Origin of the sequence: Pseudomonas sp. LAMO17WK12:I1, assembly GCF_900177315.1 — a bacterium.
In the GTDB taxonomy this organism is placed as follows: domain Bacteria; phylum Pseudomonadota; class Gammaproteobacteria; order Pseudomonadales; family Pseudomonadaceae; genus Aquipseudomonas; species Aquipseudomonas marginalis.
In genome coordinates this window covers 175,672-200,205 of the sequence record NZ_FWZV01000011.1, presented here as the reverse complement: position 1 = coordinate 200,205, position 24,534 = coordinate 175,672, and the positions used below count along the sequence as shown (strand labels likewise).

Annotated in this window: 24 protein-coding genes and 1 riboswitch; of the genes, 13 read left to right on the top strand and 11 right to left on the bottom strand. The window is 61.4% G+C overall.

From position 1 onward, the window contains the following. Window positions 1-45: 45 nt before the first annotated feature. From B9N88_RS21625 to ahcY, 3 genes are all read right to left on the bottom strand, one after another. Window positions 46-1,128, bottom strand: coding sequence for a hypothetical protein (locus B9N88_RS21625; RefSeq protein WP_027606054.1), 1,083 nt, complete (start codon window positions 1,126-1,128; stop codon window positions 46-48). A gap of 83 nt (window positions 1,129-1,211) precedes the next feature. Continuing rightward, window positions 1,212-2,057 carry a methylenetetrahydrofolate reductase [NAD(P)H] gene (gene metF, locus B9N88_RS21620; RefSeq protein ID WP_027606053.1) on the bottom strand — a complete coding sequence of 282 codons (846 nt, stop codon included), beginning with the start codon at window positions 2,055-2,057 and terminating at the stop codon, window positions 1,212-1,214. A gap of 70 nt (window positions 2,058-2,127) precedes the next feature. Next, window positions 2,128-3,537, bottom strand: coding sequence for an adenosylhomocysteinase (gene ahcY / locus B9N88_RS21615; RefSeq protein WP_027606052.1), 1,410 nt, complete (start codon window positions 3,535-3,537; stop codon window positions 2,128-2,130). Between the two features lie 21 nt (window positions 3,538-3,558). Then, a riboswitch (S-adenosyl-L-homocysteine riboswitch) is annotated at window positions 3,559-3,665 on the bottom strand. 199 nt (window positions 3,666-3,864) lie between these two features. Between ahcY and B9N88_RS21610 the strand changes: the two genes are divergently transcribed. Together B9N88_RS21610 and B9N88_RS21605 are read left to right on the top strand one after the other, a co-directional pair. Then, complete coding sequence (locus B9N88_RS21610; RefSeq protein WP_027606051.1) at window positions 3,865-4,269, top strand: acyl-CoA thioesterase; 405 nt, start codon at window positions 3,865-3,867, stop codon at window positions 4,267-4,269. A 76-nt stretch (window positions 4,270-4,345) separates the two neighbouring features. Beyond that, window positions 4,346-5,233 carry a formate/nitrite transporter family protein gene (locus tag B9N88_RS21605; protein WP_027606050.1) on the top strand — a complete coding sequence of 296 codons (888 nt, stop codon included), beginning with the start codon at window positions 4,346-4,348 and terminating at the stop codon, window positions 5,231-5,233. Here B9N88_RS21605 and B9N88_RS21600 read toward each other — a convergent pair. Further along, the gene (locus tag B9N88_RS21600) at window positions 5,227-6,486 is read right to left on the bottom strand and encodes a cation:proton antiporter (protein ID WP_027606049.1); all 1,260 of its coding nucleotides are present in this window, start codon (window positions 6,484-6,486) and stop codon (window positions 5,227-5,229) included. The two genes, B9N88_RS21605 and B9N88_RS21600, sit on opposite strands and share 7 nt — an antisense overlap. Window positions 6,487-6,678: 192 nt before the next feature. Here B9N88_RS21600 and B9N88_RS21595 point away from each other — a divergent pair, with 192 nt between their 5' ends. Continuing rightward, on the top strand, window positions 6,679-7,065 hold the full coding sequence (locus tag B9N88_RS21595; RefSeq protein ID WP_027606048.1) for an MAPEG family protein: 387 nt from the start codon (window positions 6,679-6,681) through the stop codon (window positions 7,063-7,065). A gap of 47 nt (window positions 7,066-7,112) precedes the next feature. Here B9N88_RS21595 and B9N88_RS21590 read toward each other — a convergent pair whose 3' ends face one another. Continuing rightward, a complete protein-coding gene (locus B9N88_RS21590) occupies window positions 7,113-8,300 on the bottom strand; it encodes a murein transglycosylase A (protein WP_027606047.1) in 1,188 nt (395 codons plus the stop codon). A gap of 128 nt (window positions 8,301-8,428) precedes the next feature. Here B9N88_RS21590 and B9N88_RS21585 point away from each other — a divergent pair, with 128 nt between their 5' ends. Next, on the top strand, window positions 8,429-8,878 hold the full coding sequence (locus tag B9N88_RS21585; protein WP_027606046.1) for a c-type cytochrome: 450 nt from the start codon (window positions 8,429-8,431) through the stop codon (window positions 8,876-8,878). 6 nt (window positions 8,879-8,884) lie between these two features. Here B9N88_RS21585 and B9N88_RS21580 read toward each other — a convergent pair whose 3' ends face one another. The 5 genes from B9N88_RS21580 to B9N88_RS21560 form a co-directional block, all read right to left on the bottom strand. Beyond that, window positions 8,885-9,280 carry a DUF1090 domain-containing protein gene (locus B9N88_RS21580; protein WP_027606045.1) on the bottom strand — a complete coding sequence of 132 codons (396 nt, stop codon included), beginning with the start codon at window positions 9,278-9,280 and terminating at the stop codon, window positions 8,885-8,887. A 66-nt stretch (window positions 9,281-9,346) separates the two neighbouring features. Continuing rightward, window positions 9,347-11,008 (bottom strand): NAD-dependent DNA ligase LigB, encoded by a 1,662-nt coding sequence (gene ligB / locus B9N88_RS21575; RefSeq protein ID WP_043293571.1) that lies wholly within the window; start codon window positions 11,006-11,008, stop codon window positions 9,347-9,349. A gap of 95 nt (window positions 11,009-11,103) precedes the next feature. After that, window positions 11,104-11,454 (bottom strand): hypothetical protein, encoded by a 351-nt coding sequence (locus B9N88_RS21570; RefSeq protein ID WP_027606043.1) that lies wholly within the window; start codon window positions 11,452-11,454, stop codon window positions 11,104-11,106. Between the two features lie 213 nt (window positions 11,455-11,667). Beyond that, window positions 11,668-12,858, bottom strand: a complete 1,191-nt coding sequence (metK, locus tag B9N88_RS21565) for a methionine adenosyltransferase (RefSeq protein WP_027606042.1) — start codon at window positions 12,856-12,858, stop codon at window positions 11,668-11,670. A 19-nt stretch (window positions 12,859-12,877) separates the two neighbouring features. Then, a complete protein-coding gene (locus B9N88_RS21560) occupies window positions 12,878-13,873 on the bottom strand; it encodes an ArsR/SmtB family transcription factor (RefSeq protein WP_027606041.1) in 996 nt (331 codons plus the stop codon). A gap of 272 nt (window positions 13,874-14,145) precedes the next feature. Here B9N88_RS21560 and tkt point away from each other — a divergent pair, with 272 nt between their 5' ends. The 6 genes from tkt to fba all read left to right on the top strand — a co-directional run bounded on the left by tkt (window position 14,146) and on the right by fba (window position 20,468). After that, complete coding sequence (tkt, locus tag B9N88_RS21555) at window positions 14,146-16,143, top strand: transketolase (RefSeq protein ID WP_027606040.1); 1,998 nt, start codon at window positions 14,146-14,148, stop codon at window positions 16,141-16,143. Window positions 16,144-16,281: 138 nt separating this feature from the next. After that, the gene (gene epd / locus B9N88_RS21550) at window positions 16,282-17,337 is read left to right on the top strand and encodes an erythrose-4-phosphate dehydrogenase (protein ID WP_027606039.1); all 1,056 of its coding nucleotides are present in this window, start codon (window positions 16,282-16,284) and stop codon (window positions 17,335-17,337) included. Between the two features lie 17 nt (window positions 17,338-17,354). Beyond that, on the top strand, window positions 17,355-18,518 hold the full coding sequence (locus tag B9N88_RS21545; RefSeq protein WP_027606038.1) for a phosphoglycerate kinase: 1,164 nt from the start codon (window positions 17,355-17,357) through the stop codon (window positions 18,516-18,518). Between the two features lie 29 nt (window positions 18,519-18,547). Further along, window positions 18,548-18,775, top strand: coding sequence for a hypothetical protein (locus B9N88_RS21540; protein ID WP_027606037.1), 228 nt, complete (start codon window positions 18,548-18,550; stop codon window positions 18,773-18,775). 60 nt (window positions 18,776-18,835) lie between these two features. Then, window positions 18,836-19,168 carry an MliC family protein gene (locus tag B9N88_RS21535; protein WP_027606036.1) on the top strand — a complete coding sequence of 111 codons (333 nt, stop codon included), beginning with the start codon at window positions 18,836-18,838 and terminating at the stop codon, window positions 19,166-19,168. Window positions 19,169-19,403: 235 nt separating this feature from the next. Further along, window positions 19,404-20,468: a class II fructose-bisphosphate aldolase gene (gene fba, locus B9N88_RS21530; RefSeq protein ID WP_003177554.1), complete on the top strand. Its 1,065-nt coding sequence runs from the start codon at window positions 19,404-19,406 to the stop codon at window positions 20,466-20,468. Window positions 20,469-20,574: 106 nt separating this feature from the next. Here the strand turns inward: fba and B9N88_RS21525 are convergent, their stop codons facing one another. Continuing rightward, entirely contained in the window at window positions 20,575-21,240 is a 666-nt protein-coding gene (locus B9N88_RS21525; RefSeq protein ID WP_027606035.1) for a polysaccharide lyase family 7 protein, read from the bottom strand. Window positions 21,241-21,548: 308 nt separating this feature from the next. On the opposite strand from B9N88_RS21525, the gene B9N88_RS21520 reads away from it, so the two are divergent. From B9N88_RS21520 to B9N88_RS21510, 3 genes are read left to right on the top strand one after another with little or no spacing between them, the layout of a single operon-like run. After that, on the top strand, window positions 21,549-23,654 hold the full coding sequence (locus B9N88_RS21520) for a putative bifunctional diguanylate cyclase/phosphodiesterase (RefSeq protein WP_027606034.1): 2,106 nt from the start codon (window positions 21,549-21,551) through the stop codon (window positions 23,652-23,654). A gap of 43 nt (window positions 23,655-23,697) precedes the next feature. After that, a complete protein-coding gene (locus B9N88_RS21515) occupies window positions 23,698-24,198 on the top strand; it encodes a M48 metallopeptidase family protein (RefSeq protein WP_027606033.1) in 501 nt (166 codons plus the stop codon). 19 nt (window positions 24,199-24,217) lie between these two features. Continuing rightward, window positions 24,218-24,514 (top strand): winged helix-turn-helix domain-containing protein, encoded by a 297-nt coding sequence (locus B9N88_RS21510; protein WP_027606032.1) that lies wholly within the window; start codon window positions 24,218-24,220, stop codon window positions 24,512-24,514. Window positions 24,515-24,534 lie beyond the last annotated feature (20 nt).

Genomic DNA, 24,534 nt, shown 5'->3' with positions numbered 1-24,534 from the left:
CCGTGCGCTAAAGAGAAGCGCTGGCACACGCATCTGCGGGCGACGCTATTTTGTGGGTGAGGTCATCAGGTGCTCATAGATGGCTGCACGTCGCTCGCCCAGAATCAGGCGCACCACTGGGTTGGCGAACCAATGTTCGAGCTGGTGCGCATCGACCGGGCTTTTTTGCCGCTCTTCCTGATTCTGCAAAGCCTTGTCCCACCAAACCGGGCCACAGGCCTGGTCGAATTCATTTTCGTGCTCGTAGCAGCCGTAGAGAATTTCGCGGATGAACTGCTGCTTGCGTTTGGGCAAGGCCAGGGTGATCAGCTTGTACATCAAGCGTTGCAATCGCGGCGGGCGGGGCAGGTGGGCAGACACATTGCGGGTGTCGGCCAGGGCCTGGGCGCAGATGGGGTCCGCGGCGTGCTTGGTGACCCACGCCTTGACCTTGGCCCGGAACAACTGCTTGCGGCTCCAGTAGTGGTGGATCAGGTCGGGGCACTGGCGCACATTGAGCGTACGGTACGCGGCCACCGACAGGCAGAACTCTTCCAGGGTGTAGGCACCGTGGGCCATCGGGAACAGCTCGTCCATCAACTCGATCGAGCGATCAAGGATGTGCGCATCTTGCCGGGTCAGGCCCATGACGCCGGAGTTGAGCAGCCACATGTCGTCGTCGGCCAGGCCTTTGTCTGCAAGGTGCCTGGCCAGGGCTTCATACAGTACGCTTTCGCGGTTGTCGCCGTACTTGGCGTGGAAGGCATTGCACAGCACGGTGCCGGGCGCGACACGTTCGAACAGCGCCATGGGCGAGTCGTGAAAAAAGGTATCGGTGTCGATCAACAGCGCCCGTTCCGCTGTTTCCAGCACCTGGCGCAACAGCACGTGCTTGGTGCGGAAATGGTAGCCGTGGGGCTCGCTCCAGCGTCTGCGCGTGGCGTCGTCCAGGGTGTGAACCTGTACCGGCAAGCCGCGATAGGGGGCCGGATTGTCGCTGAACACCTGGATGTCCAATGGCATGCCCTGGGGACCGCCCAGGTGGGCCAGGGCGCTGGCGATGCTGAATACGGCTTCCTGATGATAGGTCTCGGCGCCGAATACCAGGTACACCAGCTGCGGGCGGGGAGTCGGGGACGCTGTATTCATGTACTGCAGGCTTCCTTTCCGGGGATATATAGACGAAAAAAACCCCCGTAATAACGAGGGCCGGGTACAGCGATTAAACCGGCCTAACGTGGCAGTTTAAGGTTGTTCCAGATCGCGAGGCTGGGTTCAGCCTGGTTCAGGGTATAGAAGTGCAGGCCTGGTGCGCCACCTTGCAACAATTCTTCACACATATTGCTGATCACCTGTTCGCCGAACGCCTGGATGCTCTTGACGTCGTCGCCATAGGCTTCCAGTTGCTTGCGCACCCAACGTGGGATCTCAGCACCGCAGGCGTCGGAGAAGCGCGCCAGCTTGCTGTAGTTGGTGATCGGCATGATGCCCGGCACGATCGGGATGTTCACGCCCATGGCGCGTACACGCTCGACGAAGTAGAAGTAGCTGTCGGCGTTGAAGAAGTACTGGGTGATCGCGCTGTCGGCGCCGGCGTTGGCTTTGCGTACGAAATTCTGCAGATCGTCTTCGAAATGGCGCGCCTGGGGGTGCATCTCCGGGTAAGCGGCCACTTCGATATGGAAGTGATCGCCGCTTTCTTCACGAATGAAGCTCACCAGGTCATTGGCGTAGCGCAGCTCACCGCTGGCCATGCCCATACCGGACGGCAAGTCGCCACGCAGGGCAACGATGCGCTTGATTCCGGCGGCCTTGTATTGAGTGAGCAGGCTGCGCAGGTCGGCCTTGCTGTCGCCCACGCAGGACAAATGCGGAGCGGCGGGAATGTTGACTTCGCTTTCAAGCTGCAACACGGTGTTGATCGTACGATCGCGGGTCGAGCCGCCGGCGCCGTAGGTGCAGGAGAAGAAATCGGGGTGGTAAGTGGCCAACTGCTTGGCAGTCGCCATTAGTTTTTCATGCCCAGCATCGGTCTTGGTGGGGAAGAACTCGAAGCTGTAGCGACGGTCTTGGGACATGGTCATACCCTTGGGAACTCGAAAGCCTGTAAGGCGAACCCGCCCCTGAAGGGGCGGGCAGCCAAGCCGATCAGTAGCGGTAAGCGTGCGGCTTGAACGGACCTTCGACGGTCACGCCGATGTAGTCGGCCTGGGTCTTGGTCAGCTGAGTCACCACGCCGCCGAAGCCGCGGACCATTTCCAGGGCCACTTCTTCGTCGAGTTTCTTCGGCAGTACTTCCACGGTCAGGCGCTCGGCTTTCTGGGCTGGCGACAGGTCGGCGTATTTCTGGCCGAACAGGAAGATCTGGGCCAGTACCTGGTTGGCGAACGAGCCGTCCATGATGCGGCTTGGGTGGCCGGTGGCGTTGCCCAGGTTAACCAGGCGGCCTTCAGCCAGCAGGATCAGGTAGTCGTCGTTCTGTGGGTCGAAATCGCCAGCGCCGGTACGGTGAACCTTGTGTACCTGCGGCTTCACTTCTTCCCATGCCCAGTTCTTGCGCATGAAAGCGGTGTCGATCTCGTTGTCGAAGTGACCGATGTTGCACACCACGGCGCGCTTCTTCAGGGCCTTGAGCATGTTGGCATCGCAGACGTTGACGTTACCGGTGGTGGTCACGATCAGGTCGATCTTGCCCAGCAGGGCCTTGTCGATGCTGGCTTCGGTGCCGTCATTGACGCCATCGATGAACGGCGAAACCACTTCGAAACCGTCCATGCAGGCTTGCATGGCGCAGATCGGGTCGACTTCGGAGACTTTAACGATCATGCCTTCCTGGCGCAGGGACTGGGACGAACCCTTGCCCACGTCACCGTAGCCGATCACCAGGGCTTGCTTGCCCGACAGCAGGTGGTCGGTGCCGCGCTTGATGGCATCGTTCAGGCTGTGACGGCAGCCGTACTTGTTGTCGTTCTTGCTCTTGGTCACCGAGTCGTTGACGTTGATGGCCGGGATTTTGAGCTCGCCCTTGGCCAGCATGTCCAGCAGGCGGTGTACGCCGGTGGTGGTTTCTTCGGTCACGCCGTGGACGCGGTCGAGGATCTGCGGGTACTTCTTGTGCAGCAGCTCGGTCAGGTCGCCGCCGTCGTCGAGGATCATGTTGGCATCCCAAGGCGCGCCATCTTTAAGGATGGTTTGCTCCAGGCACCACTCGTACTCTTCTTCGGTCTCGCCTTTCCAGGCGAATACCGGGATACCGGCAGCGGCGATGGCGGCAGCGGCCTGGTCTTGCGTCGAGAAGATGTTGCAGGACGACCAACGCACTTCGGCACCCAGGGCAACCAGGGTTTCGATCAGCACGGCAGTCTGGATGGTCATGTGGATGCAGCCGAGGATCTTCGCGCCCTTGAGCGGTTGCTCGGCGGCATACTTGCGACGCAGGCCCATCAGGGCTGGCATTTCGGATTCGGCGATAAAGGTTTCGCGACGGCCCCAGGCAGCGAGGGACATGTCGGCGACTTTGTAGTCGTTGAAATCTGCAGGCGTAATTACAGCGCTCATGAAGAGCCTCCATTCGTAGTGTGCGAATGGGCGCCGTTGTGCGTTTAGTATCAGGCCAGGGCAACCAGGCCGGACAACGCCCCATCCGAGCCTGACAGGTTGAACCTGCTGCAGCGCCCCTCGGACAGGTGGCGGGAGAAACGGTATCAACTGAAGATGACCGTTTTGAAGCGGGGGCGATTATAGCCGTGTACGCGGCACTTCCCAAGCCTTTCTGTCGGCCATATGAAGATCGCACATGGGGTTGATAGGCAATGGCGCATAGAGCTTGGGGGCAGGCTCTGCCATGATGTTGCCCATCATTCGGCAAGACGCTTTGGAGTGACCATGAACTTCCACACCCGCAAATGGGTAAAACCTGAAGACCTCAACCCCAACGGCACCCTGTTCGGCGGTAGCCTGCTGCGTTGGATCGACGAAGAAGCAGCCATCTACGCCATCGTCCAACTGGGCAACCAGCGTGTTGTGACCAAGTACATCTCCGAAATCAACTTTGTCAGCGCCTCGCGCCAGGGCGACATCATCGAACTCGGGATCACTGCTACCGAGTTTGGCCGCACCTCCATCACCCTCACCTGTGAAGTGCGTAACAAGATCACCCGCAAAAGCATCCTGACTGTAGAGAAGATGGTCTTCGTCAACCTCGGCGAAGACGGTTTGCCGGCACCGCATGGTCGTACCGAGATCAAGTACGTCAAGGATCAGTTCCAGGACGACGGCATCAGCGAGTAAACCTGCGCCGGGCCAGTGAACGCTCTTGATCAACCATAGGTCGTACCTGAACATCGCCCCCCGTTCAGGTATCACCATGGCCACGCAAGAAGACGGCAAGACCCCCAACCTGTCCCAGGAAGAGCAGCAGGACGTCGACAAGAACCAGCCGCCCCGCGCGGCGGTGCTGCATGAAATTATCCGCACCCAGGGCGATCAGGAGCTGGAGCGAAGCGTCGCCGCCTTGTGGTGGTCGGCACTTGCGGCCGGCCTGACCATGGGCCTGTCATTGATGGCCATGGGGCTGCTCAATTCACGCCTTCCGGACGGAGAGGCCTTCAAGGTGATCGCCAGCTTCGGCTACTGCGCAGGCTTTCTCGCGGTGATCCTGGCGCGCCAGCAACTGTTCACTGAAAACACCCTGACCGCCGTGCTGCCGGTGATGAGCAAGCCGACCCTGGCTAATGCCGGACGCCTGTTGCGGTTGTGGTCGGTGGTGCTGGTGGGCAACCTCTGCGGCACGCTGCTGGTGGCCTACGTGATGCTGCACCTGCCGATCTTCGACACCAAGACCGACCTGGCCTTCCTCGAAATCGGGCGCAAGATCATGGAAAACGACGCCGGCCAGATGTTTGCCAAGGGCATCGTCTCCGGTTGGATGATCGCGACCATGGTGTGGATGATCCCGTCGATGGAAAGCGCCAAGATGTGGATCATCATTCTGATCACCTACCTGATGGCCCTGGGGGATTTCACCCATATCGTGGTGGGTTCGGCGGAAGTGTCATACCTGGTGTTTGCCGGCGAGTTGCCGTGGAAGGATTTCTGGCTGGTATTTGCTGGCCCAACCCTGGCCGGCAATATCATCGGTGGCAGCTTTATCTTTGCGTTGATCAGTCATGCGCAGATTCGCAGCGAGAGTAGCTTGCCGGGCAAGCACGCTGCGGACCCGAGGCATCCGCAGCGGATCAACAAGGATCAGTGAACGTCAGGTGCGGCCTGGGGTTCGCCCTGGGTCACGCGCTTGACCAGCTTGCCGATGCTCAGCCCCTGCAACAGGATCGACGACAGCACCACGATGTAGGTGATGCTCAGCAGCAGATCGCGCTCCGGGCCCAGTGGCAGGGCCAGCGCCAGTGCCACCGAGACCCCGCCGCGCAGGCCGCCCCAGGTCAGGATACGGATGGTGCCGCGCGGCACTGTGCGCCAGCGGCGCAGCAACAGGATCGCCGGGGCCACGGTCAGCAGGCGCGACAGCAGGATCGCCACCGCCAGCAAACTGGCCGCGAACACGTGCAGCCAGTTGAACGGCAACAGCAGCAGCTCCATGCCGATCAGCGCGAACAGCAGCGCGTTAAGCATGTCGTCCAGCAGTTCCCAGAAGCCGTCCAGGTAGCGCCGGGTCATGTCGTTCATCGCCAGCTTGCGCCCCAGGTTGCCGATGATCAGCCCGGCCACCACCATCGCGATCGGTGCGGAGACGTGCAGTTCGGTGGCCATCGCCGAGCCGCCGATGACCAGGGCGAGGGTCAGCATCACTTCGATCTGGTGCTGTTCGATGCTCTTGATCATCAGGTACACCAGGTAGCCGATGAGCCCGCCGAAGACCACGCCGCCAATTGCCTCATGGGCGAACAGCAAGGCCGTGGCGCCCACGGTAGGCGTCTCGCCCAACTGCGCGATGCCCAGCAATACGGTAAACACCACCACTGCCGTGCCGTCGTTGAACAGGCTCTCGCCCACAATCGTGGTCTTCAGCGGTTTCGACGCATTGGCGGTTCGCAGCACGCCCAGTACCGCAATGGGGTCGGTGGGCGAGATCAGTGCGCCGAACAACAGGCAGTAAAGGAAGCTCACGTGCCAGCCAAACAGGGCGAAGATGTAATACGCCAGGCTGCCGATCACCACGGTGGCGATCAATACGCCGAAGGTGGCCAGCAGGCCGATGGGCCAGCGGTAGCTGCGCAGGTCGTTCAAGTTGACGTGCAAGGCGCCGGCGAACAGCAGGAACGACAGCATCCAGTTCATCAGCAGGTCGCCGAAGTCGATCTGGCCGATCAATTGCTGGATGCGCTCCTCAAGGCCTGGGTAGCCGAGCACGCTCAGGCCTTGCAGGATCAGGGAGAACAGCAGGGCCGTGACCATCACGCCGATGGTGGGCGGCAGGCCGATAAAGCGGAAGTTCACATAGGTGAGCAGGGTTGTGAGGCAAATAAAGGCGGCGACAAGTTCAAGCATCCGGGGTCCTTGGAAGGTGGGGGTGGGTTGTTAATGGGGGATGGACCGCAGTGGCGGCGTGAGGTTGCAACGTCTTGGGTGAAAGTGCGGTAGAACCTTTCGGTGTCGCGCGGCTCATAGCGGTTAGGTGCGATATCGGGTTTTTAGTGCTAGAACTCTAATCGCTGCATAAAACGACAAAAGGACTGAGTGATGACGGCTGCTTTCTGGTGTGTGTTGATCGCGATTTTCCTGCCTTACCTGTGCACGGGCGTGGCCAAGTTCAGTGGCGGCAAGTTCGGGCCGCGGCAGAACCACGACCCGCGTGCTTTCCTGGATACCCTTGAAGGGGTTGCCAAGCGCGCCCACAGTGCGCAGCTCAACAGCTTTGAAGTCACCCCCGCCTTTGCCGCCGCGGTGATTATCGCCCACCTGGCCGGCACGGCCGCACTGGTGACCATCAATGTGCTGGCGGTGCTGTTTATCACCAGCCGCCTGCTGTACATCATTTGCTACCTGGCCGACTGGGCGATACTGCGCTCGCTGGTGTGGGCGGTGGGCATGGCGTTGATTGCGAGCTTCTTCTTCGTGTCGATCTGACTTGTGACGCAGATCCAGTTGTGGGGGGCACCCCTCCCACATTTGAACTAGAGCGTCTCCGGCACCTGCGGCAACGCCGCGCCCTTGGGCCACAGCATCCAGATCTGCCCTTGCTGCTTCATATTTCCCGCCAGCTCTCCGGCAGCGTCACCCGTGCCCCAGAACAAATCCGCGCGCACTTCTCCGGTGATTGCACCGCCGGTGTCCTGCGCGGCGACCGGGCGTGCCAATGGCGAGCCGTCGGGCTTGGTAGTCGACAGCCACAACAGGCTGCCCAACGGAATCACCTTGCGATCCACCGCTACGCTGTAGCCGGCGGTCAACGGCACATTCAGCGAACCGCGCGGGCCTTCATTACTGTCGGGGCGAGCGCTGAAGAATACGTAGCTGGGATTGCTGGCCAGCAGTTCCGGGATGCGCTCCGGGTGCGCCTTGGCCCAAGCGCTGATGGCGCCCATGGTCACGTCTTCTTTCTTCAGTTCGCCTTGCTCCACCAGCCAACGGCCGATAGGGCGATAGGGGTAGCCGTTCTGGTCGCCGTAACCGACGCGTAGCTGGCGACCGCCCTTGAGTTGAATGCGCCCCGAGCCCTGGATCTGCAGGAATTGCAGGTCCATCGGGTTGGTCAGCCAGGCAATCGGCTTGGCGGTGGAGCCCTGGCCGTTGATGGCGCTGGCATCGTCATAGGGCTTGAGCACGCGCCCTTCGAGGCGGCCGCGCAGGCGCTTGCCCTTGAGTTCCGGGTAGATGCTTTCCAGATTGACGATGATCAGGTCATCCGGTACGCCATACACGGGAACATGGGCGGCGGCGGTCTTGGTCAGGCTGCCGGGGTAGACCGGCTCGTAGTAGCCGGTGATCAAGCCGTTGGGGGTGTTGTCGGCCGAACGCAGGCCGAACACGTCCAGGCGCTCCTTGAGAAAACCGCGCACCGCCACGGCATCGGCTGGCACGGGACCCGCTGCTGCGCAGGTGGCCCCCCATATAGGGTCGGCCTTGAGGCGTTGGCAGGCGCTGCGCCAGGATTCGAAGCCGGCCAGCAGGTCGCTGTCGGACACGGCGGGCAACGCCTCCCAGGGAGCGCTTACATAGGTGGCGACGGCGTGGGGCTTGGCAGCTTCTTCTTTAGCCGTGTCTTTACCGCTGTCCTTGCCCGCGTCACAGCCTGCCAGCAGTGCAATCATCGGCAGAGCCCATGCCAGACGGCGGCTCAAGTGTTTCAATGTGAGATTCATACAAACGGTTCCTGAAGCGATTGCCCGCGCCTTAGCGCCTGTGGACAACCCTTATTATTAATAGGGCTATTGGTCTTTACGGGCAGGGCGAGGATACTGGCCGCCGTTTCCCGTGACCCTGAGCCGCCATGACTTTTAAAAAAATGACGCTTGTGCTGTTGGCCTGCCTGGCACTGTCCGCCTGCGGCGGCGTCGATCCGAATTCGCCCCTGGGCCAGCGCAAGGCGATCTTCAAGCAAATGCTCAAGACCGCTGAAGACCTGGGCGGCATGTTGCGCGGGCGCATTGCGTTCGATGGCGCGAAATTCGCCGAGGGCGCGGTCAAGCTCGATGCGCTGTCCCATGAACCGTGGAAACACTTTCCGAGTGTGCGCGAAGAGGATCACACCAGCGCCAAGGACGATGTGTGGCAAAAACAGGCACAGTTCCAGCAACTGGCCCGCGACCTGGAAGCGGCCACCGGTGAATTGGTGATCGCCAGCCAGGTGCAGCCCTACAGGGCCAGCAACCTTACGCCTGCCGTGCAGAAAGTCGAAGATGCCTGCAGTGCCTGCCATAAACAATTTCGCGACCACTGACCGGTTTTACTGGTCGAGTTCTTCCACGGCGTCCTGCAGTTCCTTGCGTGACTCGGCGAGTTTGTCCTTACGCTTGTTGATCTTGTCCGCGTCGCCTTTTTTCATCGCCTTGTCGAGGTCGGCCTGACGGCGGCTGACCTCGTGCTTGGCGTCGAGTACCTTGTTTTCGCGCTCCTTCCTCAAGGCGGCATCCGTGCAGTTGGCGGTGACTTCGCTCAGGGCTTTTTCCAGGCCGGCTTGCTGGTCGCTGTTGCCGTGGGCCTTGGCCTGTTCGAGCTGGGTGCTGATGGCCTGGCGCTTGGCGGCACAGCCGGTGAGTGGAGTGGCTTCTTCGGCGGCGAGCAGTGGCGTGGCCATGAAGCTTGCGACGGTCAACAGGGCAAAAGGGGCGAGGAATTTCATGTGGAGCTCCGGGGTCGCAAATAGCAGGGTGAATTCTGCTGTGATTTAAAGGTGGCTGGGTCTGGTTCAAAACCCGTCTATTCCGGCCACACGTAATGTTTCAGCCAATGTCTGTACGTGTGGGTCGCGAAAAAAAGCGCTCAGTTGCGCTGCGCGACCCGGGCCGATGCCATCGATGGCCAGCCAGGCCTGGGTGTCTCTGGCGACCAGCGTCTGCCAGTTGCCCTCCAGGTTGCCGCGTGCCGCAGGCGGTACACCCAAGGCCTTGAGCCATTGTGCGAAGGGGCGTTGCCGAGCGCTGTGAAGGCTGTCGAGCAGCCGCGTGCGGCTGCGCTCACCGAAGCCATCAATGTTAGCAAGCTCTGCCGCATCCAGGGTTAACCAATCGAGAAAGCCTGCGATTAGACCGGCCTGGATCAATATGTTCCACGTCTCGTGGCCTATGTGTGGCAATGCCAGGCCCTGGTTGCCGCTCAGCCAGGTAAGGCGTGCGAGCAGCTGTTCTTCGCAGCCGGGGTCCAGCTGCCAGCAACTCAAGGCGTGAAAGTCCCGAGGGTCGGGCATTGGCAGCTCGACCCTGGTGGTATTGCGCAGGATCACCTGGTCCAGCCGAGGGATCACTTGGCCAGCCAGGCTGATGGACACCTGGTCGCCCGGGCGAATATCCAGGGCCTGCCAGCGCTTCAAGGAGCCGGCGCTGACCCGGCTGATCCGGCGGTCGTCCAGGCGCACCGGCTCCAGTTCCAGAATGGGGGTGATGCGTCCGGTGCGGCCGATCTTGAATTGCACCTGGCGTACCAGGGCCAGGGCCTGGGAGGCGGGGTACTTCCAGGCGACCGCCCAATAAGGCGCACTGGCCTGCCAGCGTTCAGCGGGTGCGCGCTGCGCCTGGTGCAGCACCACGCCGTCACTGGCAAAGGGCAGGGGGTGGTTGTACCAATAGGTGCGCCAATGTGCTGCTTCGATGATGTCCTGGACCGGCTGGCTATAGCGCTGGCTGTCGGTGAACCCCCAGCGTGCCAGGGTGGCGAGGCGTTCGGTAAAGTCTGCGGGGCCATTCGGCCAGGCCCAGACAAACAGGCCGATGCCGGCGGCGTCGGTGTCGCTCAACTGCCGACGGTTCATCATCCCGGCCACCTTGCTGCGCGCGTTGAGCCCGCCGCGTGCCGATTGCACATGCTCGTCGAGGCGCCAATAAAGTTCGCCTTGCAGCACCAGGTCGATGGGTTCCGGCAGTTGCTGGACAATGCCGGGGATCTTGCGCGCGGAGGCCGACCAGTCCTGGCCCAGCTTGCCATCGCCACGGCTGATCAGCTGTTTCAACCGCCCCTGGCGGTACACCAGGGTCACCGCAACGCCGTCCACCTTGGGTTGGATCCATACATCCCGGCGCGTGCCCAGCCAGGCGCCCACGGCTTGCTCATCCAGGCGCTTTTCCAGGCCGGTATGGGCGACCGGGTGCGGCAAGGTGCCCCGTGAACTGGCCAGCGGATCATCAGGCGCGGTGGGGTTGGGGACGCACTGGCGCCAGTGGGCCAGGCGCTGGCGAGCCTGGTCGTAGAGTTCATCACTGACGGGGGATTGGCCGAGGCGGTGGTAACTGTCGTCCCACAGGCGGATTTGTTCGGCCAGGGTGTCGACCTGGGCCCGGGCATCATCAGGGCAGTTTTCAGCCCAGGCCGAAAAGGGTAGAGCGCTGAGTAGCAGAACAATCAGTAAACGCATCATGAGCATCCTTGCTCGGAAGGGGCGCCCAGCCTAAATGATCCGTTCACCTACAAAAAAGCCCCGACGCTGCGGGGCTTTTTACCGGGTGTTTCGGCTTACTTGAACAGGCCGCCCAGCGCTTTCACGGCATCAGGCTTATCAGCCTTGGCTTCCTGGGTTTGCTGCTTGGCGTCGGCTTTGGCCTGGGCTTCGGAGAGTTTGTCACAACCTTTGTTGATCTGGTCCTGCGCTGCTTTGAAGGCCTTCACTTTCAAGCTGTCTTTGCTGGCTTCGGCCGCATCGATCTTGGTTTGCAGGTCTGCGGATTGCTTTTGGCAGTCGCCGGAATTGCCGACACCCAGCTGGGAGCCCAGGGCGCCACTCAGTGCGCTCAGGTCGGCGGCGTGGGCCGGCAGGGCGAACAGGCTGAGCAGAAGGGCGGCAGGGGCGAGCGTGGAGATGCGCATGAAAAACCTCAATGTTCGATTGCCTGCGCACTTATGAATCCCGGGCGGGTGCAGGGCAATATCCAAAATAAGGTGAAGGCCCGAGAGGGCGCGGATTCTAGAGGGCCATTATTGTGCCTGCAAGCTTTGGATCCAAAAAATGTGAAGGCGCTCCCGCAGGCAATAAAAAGCCCCGCCGGGCAAACCCGGCGAGGCTTTATGTACCGTGTGCGATTACAGGCCGGCGGCAGTGCGCAGGTCGTTGGCGCGGTCGGTTTTTTCCCAGGTAAAGGTGGTGAAGGTGTCGTCGCCGACGGTCTTCTGCGCAGGGGTACGACCGAAGTGGCCGTAGGCTGCGGTTTCCTGGTACATCGGGTGCAGCAGGTCGAGCATGGTGGTGATCGCGTAAGGGCGCAGGTCGAAGATCTCGCGCACCAGCTTGACGATCTTGTCATCGCTGATCTTGCCGGTGCCGAAGGTATTCAGCGAGATCGACGTAGGCTGAGCCACGCCGATGGCGTAGGACACCTGAATCTCGCAACGCTCGGCGAGGCCGGCAGCAACGATGTTCTTGGCCACGTAGCGACCGGCGTAGGCAGCGGAGCGGTCAACCTTGGATGGATCCTTGCCGGAGAACGCGCCACCGCCGTGACGGGCCATGCCGCCGTAGCTGTCGACGATGATCTTGCGACCGGTCAGGCCGCAGTCACCGACCGGGCCGCCAATGATGAACTGGCCGGTCGGGTTGATGTGGAACTGGGTGTCCTTGCTCAGCAGTTCGGCCGGCAGCACGTGCTTGACGATCAGCTCCATCACGCCTTCGCGCAGGTCGGCGTAGGAAACGTCCGGGTTGTGCTGGGTCGACAGTACGACGGCGTCAATGCCGACCACCTTGCCGCCTTCGTAGCGGCAGGTCACCTGGGACTTGGCGTCCGGGCGCAGCCAAGGCAGCACGCCGGATTTACGCGCTTCGGCCTGGCGTTGCACGAGCTGGTGCGAGAAGGTGATCGGGGCCGGCATCAGCACATCGGTTTCGTTGCTGGCGTAGCCGAACATCAGGCCCTGGTCGCCGGCGCCCTGGTCTTCCGGCTTGGCACGGTCGACGCCCTGGTTGATGTCGGGCGACTGCTTGCCGATGATGTTCATCACGCCGCAGGTCGCGCCGTCGAAACCGACGTCGGAGCTGTTGTAGCCGATGTTGGTGATCACGTCACGAACGATCTGCTCCAGGTCAACCCAGGCGGTAGTGGTCACTTCGCCGGCGATGATCGCTACACCGGTTTTCACCAGGGTCTCGCACGCCACACGGGCGAACTTGTCTTCAGCGATGATGGCGTCCAGCACCGCATCAGAAATCTGGTCGGCGATTTTGTCCGGATGCCCTTCAGACACGGACTCGGAGGTGAAAAGGGAGTATTCGCTCATCTCGATGTTTTCCTGATATTTACCGATGGTGAGTGTCGCCAGTCGGTCGCTGAAAGTGGCGGACCTGGATCTGGAAACCATTACGTAAACCTACATAGAGGCTTTCCCCGGGAACGAGTCCCGCAGCGGTGGCCCAACGGGCCAGATCGTCCTGTTCAAAACCCAACCAGAGATCACCGCAGGCCTCCCTGGCCCAATTCTGGTTGTGGCTGCATAAATCCGTAACCAACAGGCTACCGCCGGGGTGCAGCAACCCAGCCATTTGCTTTAAAGCGTCGGCGGGGGCGGCGAAATGGTGCAAGACCATGTTCAGCACCACGCAGTCGGCCTTGATCGTTGTGCTGCTCAGGGCGTCAGCCAACTGCAGGCTGACATTGCCCAATGCCTCGCGCTCACAGAGCTGGCGTGCCAGTTCGAGCATCGCCGGGCTGTTGTCCAGCGCCGTGACCTGCCGAAAGCGGCGGGCCAGTTCCGGCAGGAAGCCGCCATCTCCAGGCCCGACTTCCAGCGCCGTCGCTTCTTCACTGAAGCTCAGCTTGTCCAGCAGCGCCAGTACGCTGTCGCGGTATTGGGCCAGGCCTGCGATCAAGTCCTGCTGGGCGCGAAATTTTTCGGCAACCCGTGCAAAAAAGTCCTGGCTCGCGGCGGCACGTTGCCCATGGACCTGGCCGATGCGTGACTGCACGTCATGGGGCAGGCTCAGGCTGTCCACTTCCTCAAGCAGGGCCGCGTGCAACTTGCCGCCGAGCAGGTCGGCGTGGGGCAGGGCGCGGCGGTAGAAAATCGCATTGCCTTCGCGGCGGGTGGCGACCAGGTCGGCCTGGGCCAGCACCTTCAGATGGTGGCTCATGCCCGACTGGCCGATGGCGAAGATCTGTGCCAGTTCCAGCACGCCGAATGAATCGTTGGTCAGTGCGCGCAATACGTTCAGACGCAATGGGTCGCCAGCGGCCTTGCACAAGGCTGCCAGCTCTTCGCCGTCGTCAGGACGCAGGGTGGGCACGGGTAGGTTCATAAGGCCAGCAGTCTAGTGACGGGTGAGTATCCCCGCAAGGCCAATATCAAAAAGTTTTGATATTGGTCGATAAGTGGCGGTTATAAGCAGCCGCTATAACCTTTAGACGAAGCGGTTAAAGGTTTCTGCAAGCGATTGCCGCCCAAAGCACAGGAAAAACACCTGCAAGTGACTATCTGTCATTGCCCGCAGGCGGTGGCTGAGGGAAAATGCCGATCCTTTTTTCCGTTTCTTTTAATCATTCACTCTTCAAAATCCTCAGGAGAACAGCGATGCCCAGCCGTCGTGAGCGTGCCAACGCCATTCGTGCCCTCAGCATGGATGCCGTGCAAAAAGCCAACAGCGGCCATCCCGGTGCCCCGATGGGCATGGCGGATATCGCCGAGGTACTTTGGCGTGATTACCTGAAGCACAACCCGAGCAACCCGTCGTTCGCCGACCGTGACCGCTTCGTGCTGTCCAACGGCCACGGCTCGATGCTGATCTACTCGCTGCTGCACCTGACCGGCTACGACGTCACCATCGATGACCTCAAGAGCTTCCGCCAGTTGCACAGCCGCACCCCGGGTCACCCTGAATTCGGCTACACCCCAGGCGTCGAGACCACCACCGGTCCCCTGGGCCAAGGCCTGGCCAACGCCGTAGGCTTCGCGCTGGCTGAAAAAGTCCTGGGCGCGCAGTTCAACCGCCCTGGCCACGACATCGTCGATCACCACACCTATGTGTTCCTGGGTGATGGCTGCATGATGGAAGGCATTTCCCACGAAGTCGCGTCCCTGGCCGGTACCCTGGGCCTGGGCAAGCTGATCGCCTTCTACGATGACAACGGTATCTCCATCGACGGCGAAGTCGAAGGCTGGTTCACCGATGACACCCCCAAGCGTTTCGAAGCCTACAACTGGCAGGTAATCCGCAATGTCGACGGCCACGATCCGGAAGAGATCAAGACTGCCATCGACACCGCCCGCAAGAGCGCGCAGCCGACCCTGATCTGCTGCAAGACCACCATCGGCTTCGGCTCGCCGAACAAGCAAGGCAAGGAAGACTGCCACGGCGCCCCATTGGGTGACGCTGAGATCGCCCTGACCCGCGAAGCGCTGAAGTGGAACCACGGCCCGTTCGAAATCCCGGCCGACATCTACGCCGAATGGGATGCCAAGGAAAAAGGCCTGGCCACCGAAGCCGAGTGGGATCAGCGTTTCGCTGCCTACTCCGCCGAATTCCCTGAGCTGGCCAATGAACTGGTGCGTCGCCTGGCCGGTGACCTGCCTGCCGACTTCGCGGAAAAAGCCTCGGCCTACATTGCCGAAGTCGCGGCCAAGGGCGAGACCATCGCCAGCCGTAAAGCCAGCCAGAACACCCTGAACGCCTTTGGCCCGCTGCTGCCTGAGTTCCTCGGTGGTTCGGCCGACCTGGCCGGTTCCAACCTGACCCTGTGGAAAGGCTGCAAAGGTGTCTCGGCCGAAGACGCCAGCGGCAACTACATGTACTACGGCGTGCGCGAATTCGGCATGAGCGCCATCATGAACGGCGTGTCCCTGCACGGCGGCCTGGTGCCTTACGGCGCGACCTTCCTGATGTTCATGGAGTACGCGCGCAATGCCGTACGTATGGCTGCGCTGATGAAGAAGCGCGTGATCCATGTGTACACCCATGACTCCATCGGCCTCGGCGAAGACGGCCCGACGCACCAGCCGGTCGAACAACTGACCAGCCTGCGTACCACGCCGAACCTGGATTGCTGGCGCCCAGCCGACGCGGTGGAATCCGCGGTGGCCTGGAAGCACGCGATCGAGCGCAAGGACGGCCCTTCGGCGCTGATCTTCTCCCGTCAGAACCTGCAACACCAGGTGCGTACCGACGCGCAGATCGCCGACATCAGCCGTGGCGGCTACGTGCTCAAGGACTGCATCGGCGAGCCGGAGCTGATTTTGATCTCCACCGGTTCCGAAGTGGGCCTGACCGTTCAGGCGTACGACAAGCTGACTGCCCAAGGCCGTAACGTGCGCGTTGTGTCCATGCCGTGCACCAGCGTGTTCGAGGCCCAGGACGCCGGCTACAAGCAATCGGTGCTGCCGTTGCAGGTCAGCGCGCGTATCGCCATCGAAGCGGCGCACGCCGACTACTGGTACAAGTACGTGGGCCTGGAAGGCCGCGTGATCGGCATGACCACCTACGGTGAGTCGGCGCCGGCGCCAGCGTTGTTCGAAGAGTTCGGTTTCACCCTGGAAAACATCCTGGGTCAGGCTGAAGAGCTGCTGGAAGACTAAGTCAGTCTGCGTTGTCTGTACTGGCGCTATCGCGGGCAAGCCCGCTCCCACATTTGGATCGCGGTCTGATGTGGGAGCGGGCTTGCCCGCGATAGCGTCAGAACATTCAACACCGAACTAACCTTGATCGAGAACCCCATGCCCCAACCGCGTCCCTACAAAGTTGCACTCAACGGCTACGGCCGCATTGGTCGTTGCGTCTTGCGTGCTCTGTTCGAGCGAGGGGCGGCAGCCGGGTTTGAAATTGTCGCGATCAACGACCTGGCCGACATGGCCAGCATCGAATACCTGACACGCTTTGACTCCACCCACGGCCGCTTTCCCGGCGAAGTGCGGGTCGAAGGCGACTGTCTGCATATCAACGGCGACTGCGTGAAAGTGTTGCGCAGCGCCACACCCGAGGGCATCGACTGGGCGGCGCTGGGCGTCGACCTGGTGTTGGAATGCTCCGGTGCCTATCACACCCGTGCCGATGGCCAGCGTTTCCTCGACGCCGGCGCACCGCGTGTGCTGTTTTCCCAGCCGATGGCCAGCGAGGCGGATGTCGATGCCACCATCGTCTACGGCATCAACCAGGATTGCCTGACCGGCAGTGAGCTGCTGGTGTCCAACGCCTCCTGCACCACCAACTGCAGCGTGCCGCTGTTGCGCCTGCTGGATCAGGCGATCGGCCTGGACTACGTGTCGATCACCACCATCCACTCGGCGATGAACGACCAGCCGGTGATCGACGCCTATCACCATGAAGACCTGCGCCGCACGCGCTCGGCGTTCCAATCGGTAATTCCGGTATCCACCGGTCTGGCGCGCGGCATCGAACGCCTGCTGCCGGAACTTGCCGGGCGAATCCAGGCCAAAGCCGTACGGGTGCCGACGGTGAACGTGTCCTGCCTGGACATCACCATGCAAACCGTCAGCGACACGGATGCGACGGAGGTCAACCGGATCCTGCGCGACGCCGCCACCAGCGGCCCGCTCAAAGGCTTGCTGGCCTACACCGAGTTGCCCCACGCCAGTTGTGATTTCAACCATGACCCGCATTCGGCGATTGTCGATGCCAGCCAGACCCGCGTTTCCGGCCCGAGGCTGGTGAACATCCTGGCCTGGTTCGACAACGAATGGGGCTTTGCCAACCGAATGCTGGATGTTGCGGAACATTATCTGCATATCGCCTCTAAACAACCTCAACAGTAATTCAGGAACTGCCACCCATGACCGTGTTGAAGATGACCGACCTCGATCTGCAAGGTAAGCGCGTACTGATTCGCGAAGACCTCAACGTCCCCGTCAAGGACGGTGTTGTCACCAGCGATGCGCGAATCCTGGCCTCGCTGCCGACCATCAAGCTGGCCCTGGAAAAAGGCGCGGCCGTGATGGTCTGCTCCCACCTGGGTCGCCCGACCGAAGGTGAGTTCTCCGCCGAAAACAGCCTCAAGCCGGTAGCCGACTACCTGAGCAAGGCCCTGGGCCGTGATGTGCCGCTGGTGGCTGACTACCTGGGCGGTGTCGACGTTAAGCCTGGCGACATCGTGCTGTTCGAAAACGTGCGCTTCAACAAAGGCGAGAAAAAGAACAGCGACGAACTGGCCCAGCAATACGCCGCCCTGTGCGACGTGTTCGTGATGGACGCGTTCGGCACCGCCCACCGTGCCGAGGGTTCGACCCACGGCGTGGCCAAGTTCGCCAAGGTGGCGGCTGCCGGCCCATTGCTGGCGGCTGAACTGGAGGCATTGGGCAAGGCCCTGGGCGCTCCGGCCCAACCGATGGCTGCCATCGTTGCCGGCTCCAAGGTGTCCACCAAGTTGGACGTGCTCAACAGCCTGAGCCAGATCTGCAACCAGTTGATCGTTGGCGGTGGCATTGCCAATACCTTCCTGGCGGCAGCAGGCCACCCGGTGGGCAAATCCCTGTACGAGCCGGACCTGCTCGACACCGCCCGTGCCATCGCCGCCAAGGTCAGCGTGCCGTTGCCGGTGGACGTGGTGGTTGCCAAGGAGTTCGCTGAAACCGCCGAAGCCACCGTCAAGCTCATCGCCGACGTGGCCGCCGACGACATGATCCTGGACATCGGCCCGCAAACTGCAGCCAATTTTGCAGAACTGCTGAAAGCCTCCCAGACCATCCTGTGGAACGGTCCGGTCGGCGTGTTCGAGTTCGACCAGTTCGGCAACGGCACCAAAGTGCTGGCCAAGGCCATCGCAGACAGCTCGGCATTCTCCATCGCCGGCGGCGGCGACACCCTGGCGGCCATCGATAAATATGGCGTTGCCGACCAGATCTCCTACATTTCTACCGGTGGCGGCGCATTCCTCGAATTCGTCGAAGGCAAAGTCCTGCCCGCCGTTGAAGTGCTGGAAACCCGAGCCAAAGGCTAAGGCTCGTGATCCGGAAAAGGAGTGTTCCCATGATCAAGTCGTTGGCAATGGTGATCGCAGCGGGCCTGTTGGCCGGCTGCGGCAGCACGCCAAGCGCAGCGCCGGCGGCAGGCAAACCTGCCACGGAGCAGAAAAAAAGCTGCTATCAGGCTGACTGGCAAGCCGAGACCATGCCGGTAATCAACAAGCGCATCGGCAACGAACGGCTGGAGAAATACGACTCCGCGCCCAACGGTCAGGAACAGGGTTGCCCTTGACGGGTCTGATCAACTAACCGACGGCATCGGCGGCCTTTGGCCCCGCTGCGAGGATTGGCAATGAAAGGCGTTTTCGCCCTGGCAGCCCTGGCCCTATTGGCCGGTTGCAGCAGCATGAACATGTTCAACAAGGCAGAGCCGGAAGGTAAGTGGACCACCTGGACCTGCGACAGCAAGGCCGAGGTCAACTGGCGCTTCGCCAACCAGGCCCGCAGTGAGGTGGATGTACGCCTCGGCGGTTCCGACCAGGTTTATCGCCTCAAACAGGATGTGGCGGCTTCGGGCGTGCTGTACAGCAACGACCAGTTGGCGTTTCACACAAAAGGTGAGGAAGGCCTGGTTTACTGGGTTGCCACTGACGATTTGATCGGGCGGGGCTGCAAGGCCCAATAAGATTTCAACTTTGATGAGATCCAAATGTGGGAGGGGGCTTGCCCCCGATAGCGGTTTGTCAGCACCCCCATGTGCTGACTGAGGCACTGTCATCGGGGGCAAGCCCCCCTTCCACATCAGCAATAACGATTCAGCACGCCAGGCATGCAAAGCCTGACCTGCAATAACTTGAATAGCAGCCGCCGCTACGGCAGGCTTGCACGATTAACGACCCTCGACCGGGAGAGACAACACAATGGCACTTATCAGCATGCGTCAAATGCTGGACCACGCAGCCGAGTTCGGCTACGGCGTCCCAGCCTTTAACGTCAACAACCTTGAGCAGATGCGCGCCATCATGGAAGCCGCTGACAAGACCGACTCCCCAGTGATCGTCCAGGCTTCGGCCGGTGCGCGCAAATACGCCGGTGCCCCGTTCCTGCGTCACCTGATCCTCGCCGCGATCGAAGAATTCCCGCACATCCCGGTGTGCATGCACCAGGACCACGGCACCAGCCCTGACGTGTGCCAGCGTTCCATCCAACTGGGCTTCAGCTCGGTGATGATGGACGGCTCCCTCGGCGAAGACGGCAAGACCCCGACCGACTACGAGTACAACGTACGCGTAACCCAACAAACCGTGGCCATGGCCCACGCCTGCGGCGTTTCGGTTGAAGGCGAACTGGGTTGCCTGGGCTCCCTGGAAACCGGCATGGCCGGTGAAGAAGACGGCATCGGCGCCGAAGGCGTGCTGGATCACAGCCAGATGCTGACTGACCCGGAAGAAGCCGCCGACTTCGTCAAGAAGACCCAAGTGGACGCCCTGGCGATCGCCATCGGCACCAGCCACGGCGCCTACAAGTTCACCAAGCCACCGACCGGCGACGTACTGGCCATCGACCGCATCAAGGAAATCCACAAGCGCATCCCTAACACCCACCTGGTGATGCACGGTTCTTCCTCGGTCCCGCAGGAATGGCTGGCGATCATCAACCAGTACGGCGGCGACATCAAAGAAACCTACGGCGTACCGGTTGAAGAAATCGTCGAAGGCATCAAGTACGGCGTGCGCAAGGTCAACATCGACACCGACCTGCGCCTGGCGTCCACCGGCGCGATGCGCCGCCTGATGGCCACCAACCCGAGCGAGTTCGACCCGCGCAAGTTCTTCGGCGCGACTGTGACCGCGATGCGTGATGTGTGTATCGCTCGTTACGAAGCCTTCGGCACTGCGGGCAACGCTTCGAAGATCAAGCCGATCTCGTTGGAAGCGATGTACCAGCGTTATCTGAAAGGTGAGTTGAACGCTAAGGTGAATTGAGCCTCAGGCGTTAAAAAAGAAGCCCGCAGCGATGCGGGCTTTTTTTTGGCAGGAAATCAGTCTTGCGCCTATCGGGCATTGCCTGCTCGAATCGAGGCCGATCCGTTCACTCGTGATCAATATCCAACTTGGCAAACGTCACCTTCGCGCCTTCCTTGCTGTCCCCGCTGTTGTCCTGCACATATGCGCCCGCCTTGAAGTACAAGGGCTTGGCGGCCCATGCCGCACCAATGCGCTCGTTCCACTCACTGTCAGCGGCGTACACGCTGAGCAGGCCGGCCTTGTTGAGGTTGATCACGTAGGTGAAGCTTTTCTCCAGCGGCACATTGGACGCGACGATGATCACGCGGCTTTCATCTTCGTCCGGGCGCATGCGCACCTTGGCGACGATGTTGCCGGTCTGGGTCTTTTCCTTGAACTGGTATTCGAGCTTGATCAGCGGTTTCTGGCTGTCGTAGGCGTGGATCTGGCCGATGACGATCTTGCCGCTGGAGGGCACCTGGTTGACCGCCAGGGTGGCGCGCAGGAAGTTGTCGGCTTCGGGGTAGGTCCAGTTGCGCAGGCGGCCGTCGGCGTAGGTTTCGCGCAGTTCGCTGCGCGGGTACACGGCGTTTTCGGTGCGGGTGCCGGTGACGGGGGTCCAGAATTGCACGTTGCTGCCTTCGGCCTGGAAGTATTGGTCGTTGAAGCCGCTGAGTAGCTTTGGCGTGTCGATGGTCGCGGGGGGCGAGCCGACCGGAATGCTCAGGTTCCAAGTGGAGAGGTCGATCATGGCATTGGCCTTTTACAGGGGGTGAAGGCTTTGGCCCGGGGGCCTGACAGGTTCTTTATAGGCGGTGGTCAGCCAGTTGTTAAACACTTGCTGGCAATTTATTGGCGCCAAGGGAATGCCAAAAAGCCATGTTTCCCATGAACCGTGGGCTGTAGAGGTTGACCGTTAGTCGGCTGACTGAACTTTGGCGCAATGATGGCGTCCACGTCACTTCTGATTTTCAGGATCCGGGGCTAGAGTGAGGCCTCAATGTTTGTCCGGGTTTTCTCTCAGAAGTGACCGGAGTAGACCCAAGGAAGAGACCTAGCATGGAATGCGCTCCACCTCATGGCGATGGCAGTTCGGTTCTTCTGGTGGTCGATGACTACCCGGAAAATCTGATCAGCATGCGTGCGCTTCTGCAACGTGATGATTGGGTGGTGATCACCGCCGCGTCCGGGGTGGAAGCCCTCGAGTTGCTGCTGCAGCATGAGGTCGACCTGGTGCTGCTGGATGTGATGATGCCCGGCATGGACGGTTTCGAAGTCGCTCGCTTGATGCGCGGCAGCCAGCGCACGCGCATGACCCCGATCATTTTCCTGAGTGCCAACGCCCAATCCCCCGCCGCCGTGCTGGAAGGCTACGCCAGCGGCGCCATCGACTACCTGTTCAAGCCCTTCGACCCGCACATCCTCAAGCCCAAGGTCCAGGCGTTGCTGGAGCACCAGCGCAACCGCCGGGCCTTGCAGCGCCTGAGCCATGACCTGGAGTCCGCCCGGGCGTTCAATGCCTCGGTATTGGACAATGCCGCCGAGGGCATCCTGGTGGTGAGTGAAGAGGGCGTGATCGAATACGCCAACCCGGCGATTTCGCGCCTGCTCAATGCCACGATCCAGGAACTGCAAGGCCAGGACTTCCTGAGTTTCCTGCAAAAGCCCCATGTGCCCACATGGCCAGATTCGCAAATGTACGCCGACTACCGCCGCGGTGAAACCTGGCGCCTGCACGATGCGCTCCTGCGCACCAGCCGTGGCCAGCAAGTGCCGGTGGCGTTGTCCTGCGCGCCGCTGCCCGCAGAACAGAAGGCCATGGTGGTGACGGTGCTGGATATGTCCGAAGTGCGCCACCTGCACCAGCAGCTGGAATTCCAGGCCGTGACCGACCCGCTGACCGGGCTGTTGAACCGGCGCGGTTTCTACCAGGCGGTGGAAAACACCTTATCCCGCAGTGAGCGGACAGAGCAGTCCCTGGTGTTGCTGTACCTGGACCTTGACGGTTTCAAGCGGGTCAACGATTCCCTGGGCCATGATGCCGGCGACCGTGTATTGCGCTGGGTCTCGGAGCAATTGCAGGGTTGTCTGCGCTCCTACGACATTATCGGCCGCATGGGCGGCGATGAATTCACGGCGTTGCTGGAGCTGGAGTTTCCGGAGCAGGCGGCAAAGATCTCGGAAAAGCTGATCGAGCGAGTGTCGGTGTGCCAGCAGGTCGACGGTTTGGATGTGATGCTCGGCGTCAGCATCGGCATTGCCACCTTCCCGGATTGCGGCTCGGATTTGAGTGGTTTGCTGCGCGCGGCCGACATCGCCATGTACGAAGCCAAGCGCGCCGGCCGCCAGCAATATCGTTATTACGACCAGGAAATGAACGGTCGCGCCCGCTCGCGGTTGATGCTTGAAGACAGCGTGCGCACGGCGATTCAAAACAAGGATTTCACCCTGGTCTATCAGCCCCAGGTTTCGCTGGTGGATGGGCGTTTGCGCGGCGTTGAGGTGTTGTTGCGCTGGCGGCACCCCAGCGTCGGCGATGTGCCGCCGGGGCTGTTTTTACCCTTGCTGGAAGAGGCGCGGCTGATCAGTCAACTGAGCGCGTGGATCTATCAGCAGATCGCCGCCCAGCGCCAGGCGTGGCAAGCCGCGTTCGACGATGAATTGGTGCTGAGCGTGAGCCTGAGCAGCAGCCAGTTCAATATGCCTAACCTGGTGAACCAACTGCAGCAGATGCTGGAGCGCTATGGGCTGGAGGGGTACCAGTTGGAGGTGGAAATCAGCGAGGACTGCCTGATGAGTAACCTGGAAGAGGCCGCCAAGCAGCTCAAGTTGCTGCGCCGTATCGGGGTGCGTATCGCCCTGGATGACTTCGGTTCGGGGCAATGTTCCCTGGCGCATTTGCGCGACCTGGCCTTCGATACGCTCAAGCTTGATCCGCAATTGGTTGCGCGGCTGCCGGGCTCGGTGCGGGACGCGGCGATGGCGCGCAGTATTATCGAGCTGTGCAGGCATTTTGAGGTGGTCGTGGTGGCCGAGGGCGTGGAAACCCAGGAGCAGGCCCAGTGGCTCAAGGCCCAGGGTTGCCCGTTTATCCAGGGGCCGTGGGCGGCGCAGCCCCTGATGGCTGAAGAAGTGGTCGACTGGTCACGCGCCCGCGTGCGCTGAATTCGCTACACTGGCGCCCATCCGAATCCTGTTGCAGACCCCAATGACCGCGCTGAAATACCTCCAGGCCTACCCCGCTGCCCTCCAGGAGCAAGTGCGCCAACTGATCGCCAAGGACCAGTTGGGCGCCTACCTGGAACAGCGTTACCCCGACCGCCATGGGGTGCAGAGCGACAAAGCCCTGTACGCCTATGCCCAGGCCTTGAAGCAGGAACACCTGCGCAACGCGCCGGCCATCGACAAAGTGCTGTTCGATAACCGCCTGGACCTGACCCACCGCGCCCTGGGCCTGCACACCACGATTTCGCGGGTGCAGGGCGGCAACCTCAAATCCAAGAAAGAGATCCGCATTGCCTCGCTGTTCAAAGAGGCCGCGCCGCAATTCCTGCGCATGATCGTGGTTCACGAGCTGGCGCACTTCAAGGAATCGGACCACAACAAAGCGTTCTACAAACTCTGCGACTACATGATGCCCGGCTACCACCAGGTGGAATTCGACCTGCGGGTGTACCTCACGTATCGCGACCTGCAGGGCAAACCCTGACCGCACAAGGCGACCAACCATGGATGTGAGCAAGACCAAAAGCAGCTTCTACCGCCGGCTGTACGTGGCGTACCTGATCGACAGTGGGCTGGCCAGCAGCGTCCCGGCGCTGACCGAGGTCACCGGCATGCCTCGGCGCACCGCGCAGGACACGATTGCGGCGCTGGCGGACCTGGATATTGTGTGTGAGTTCGAGCAGGAGGATGGGGCCCGCAACCATGCCGGGCATTATCGGATTCGCGATTGGGGCGCGATTGATCGGGGGTGGATCGAGGTGAATCTCAGCCAGATCAAGCGGGTTTTGGATTACCCCTGAGTTCAGCGGTGGCGGGGCCG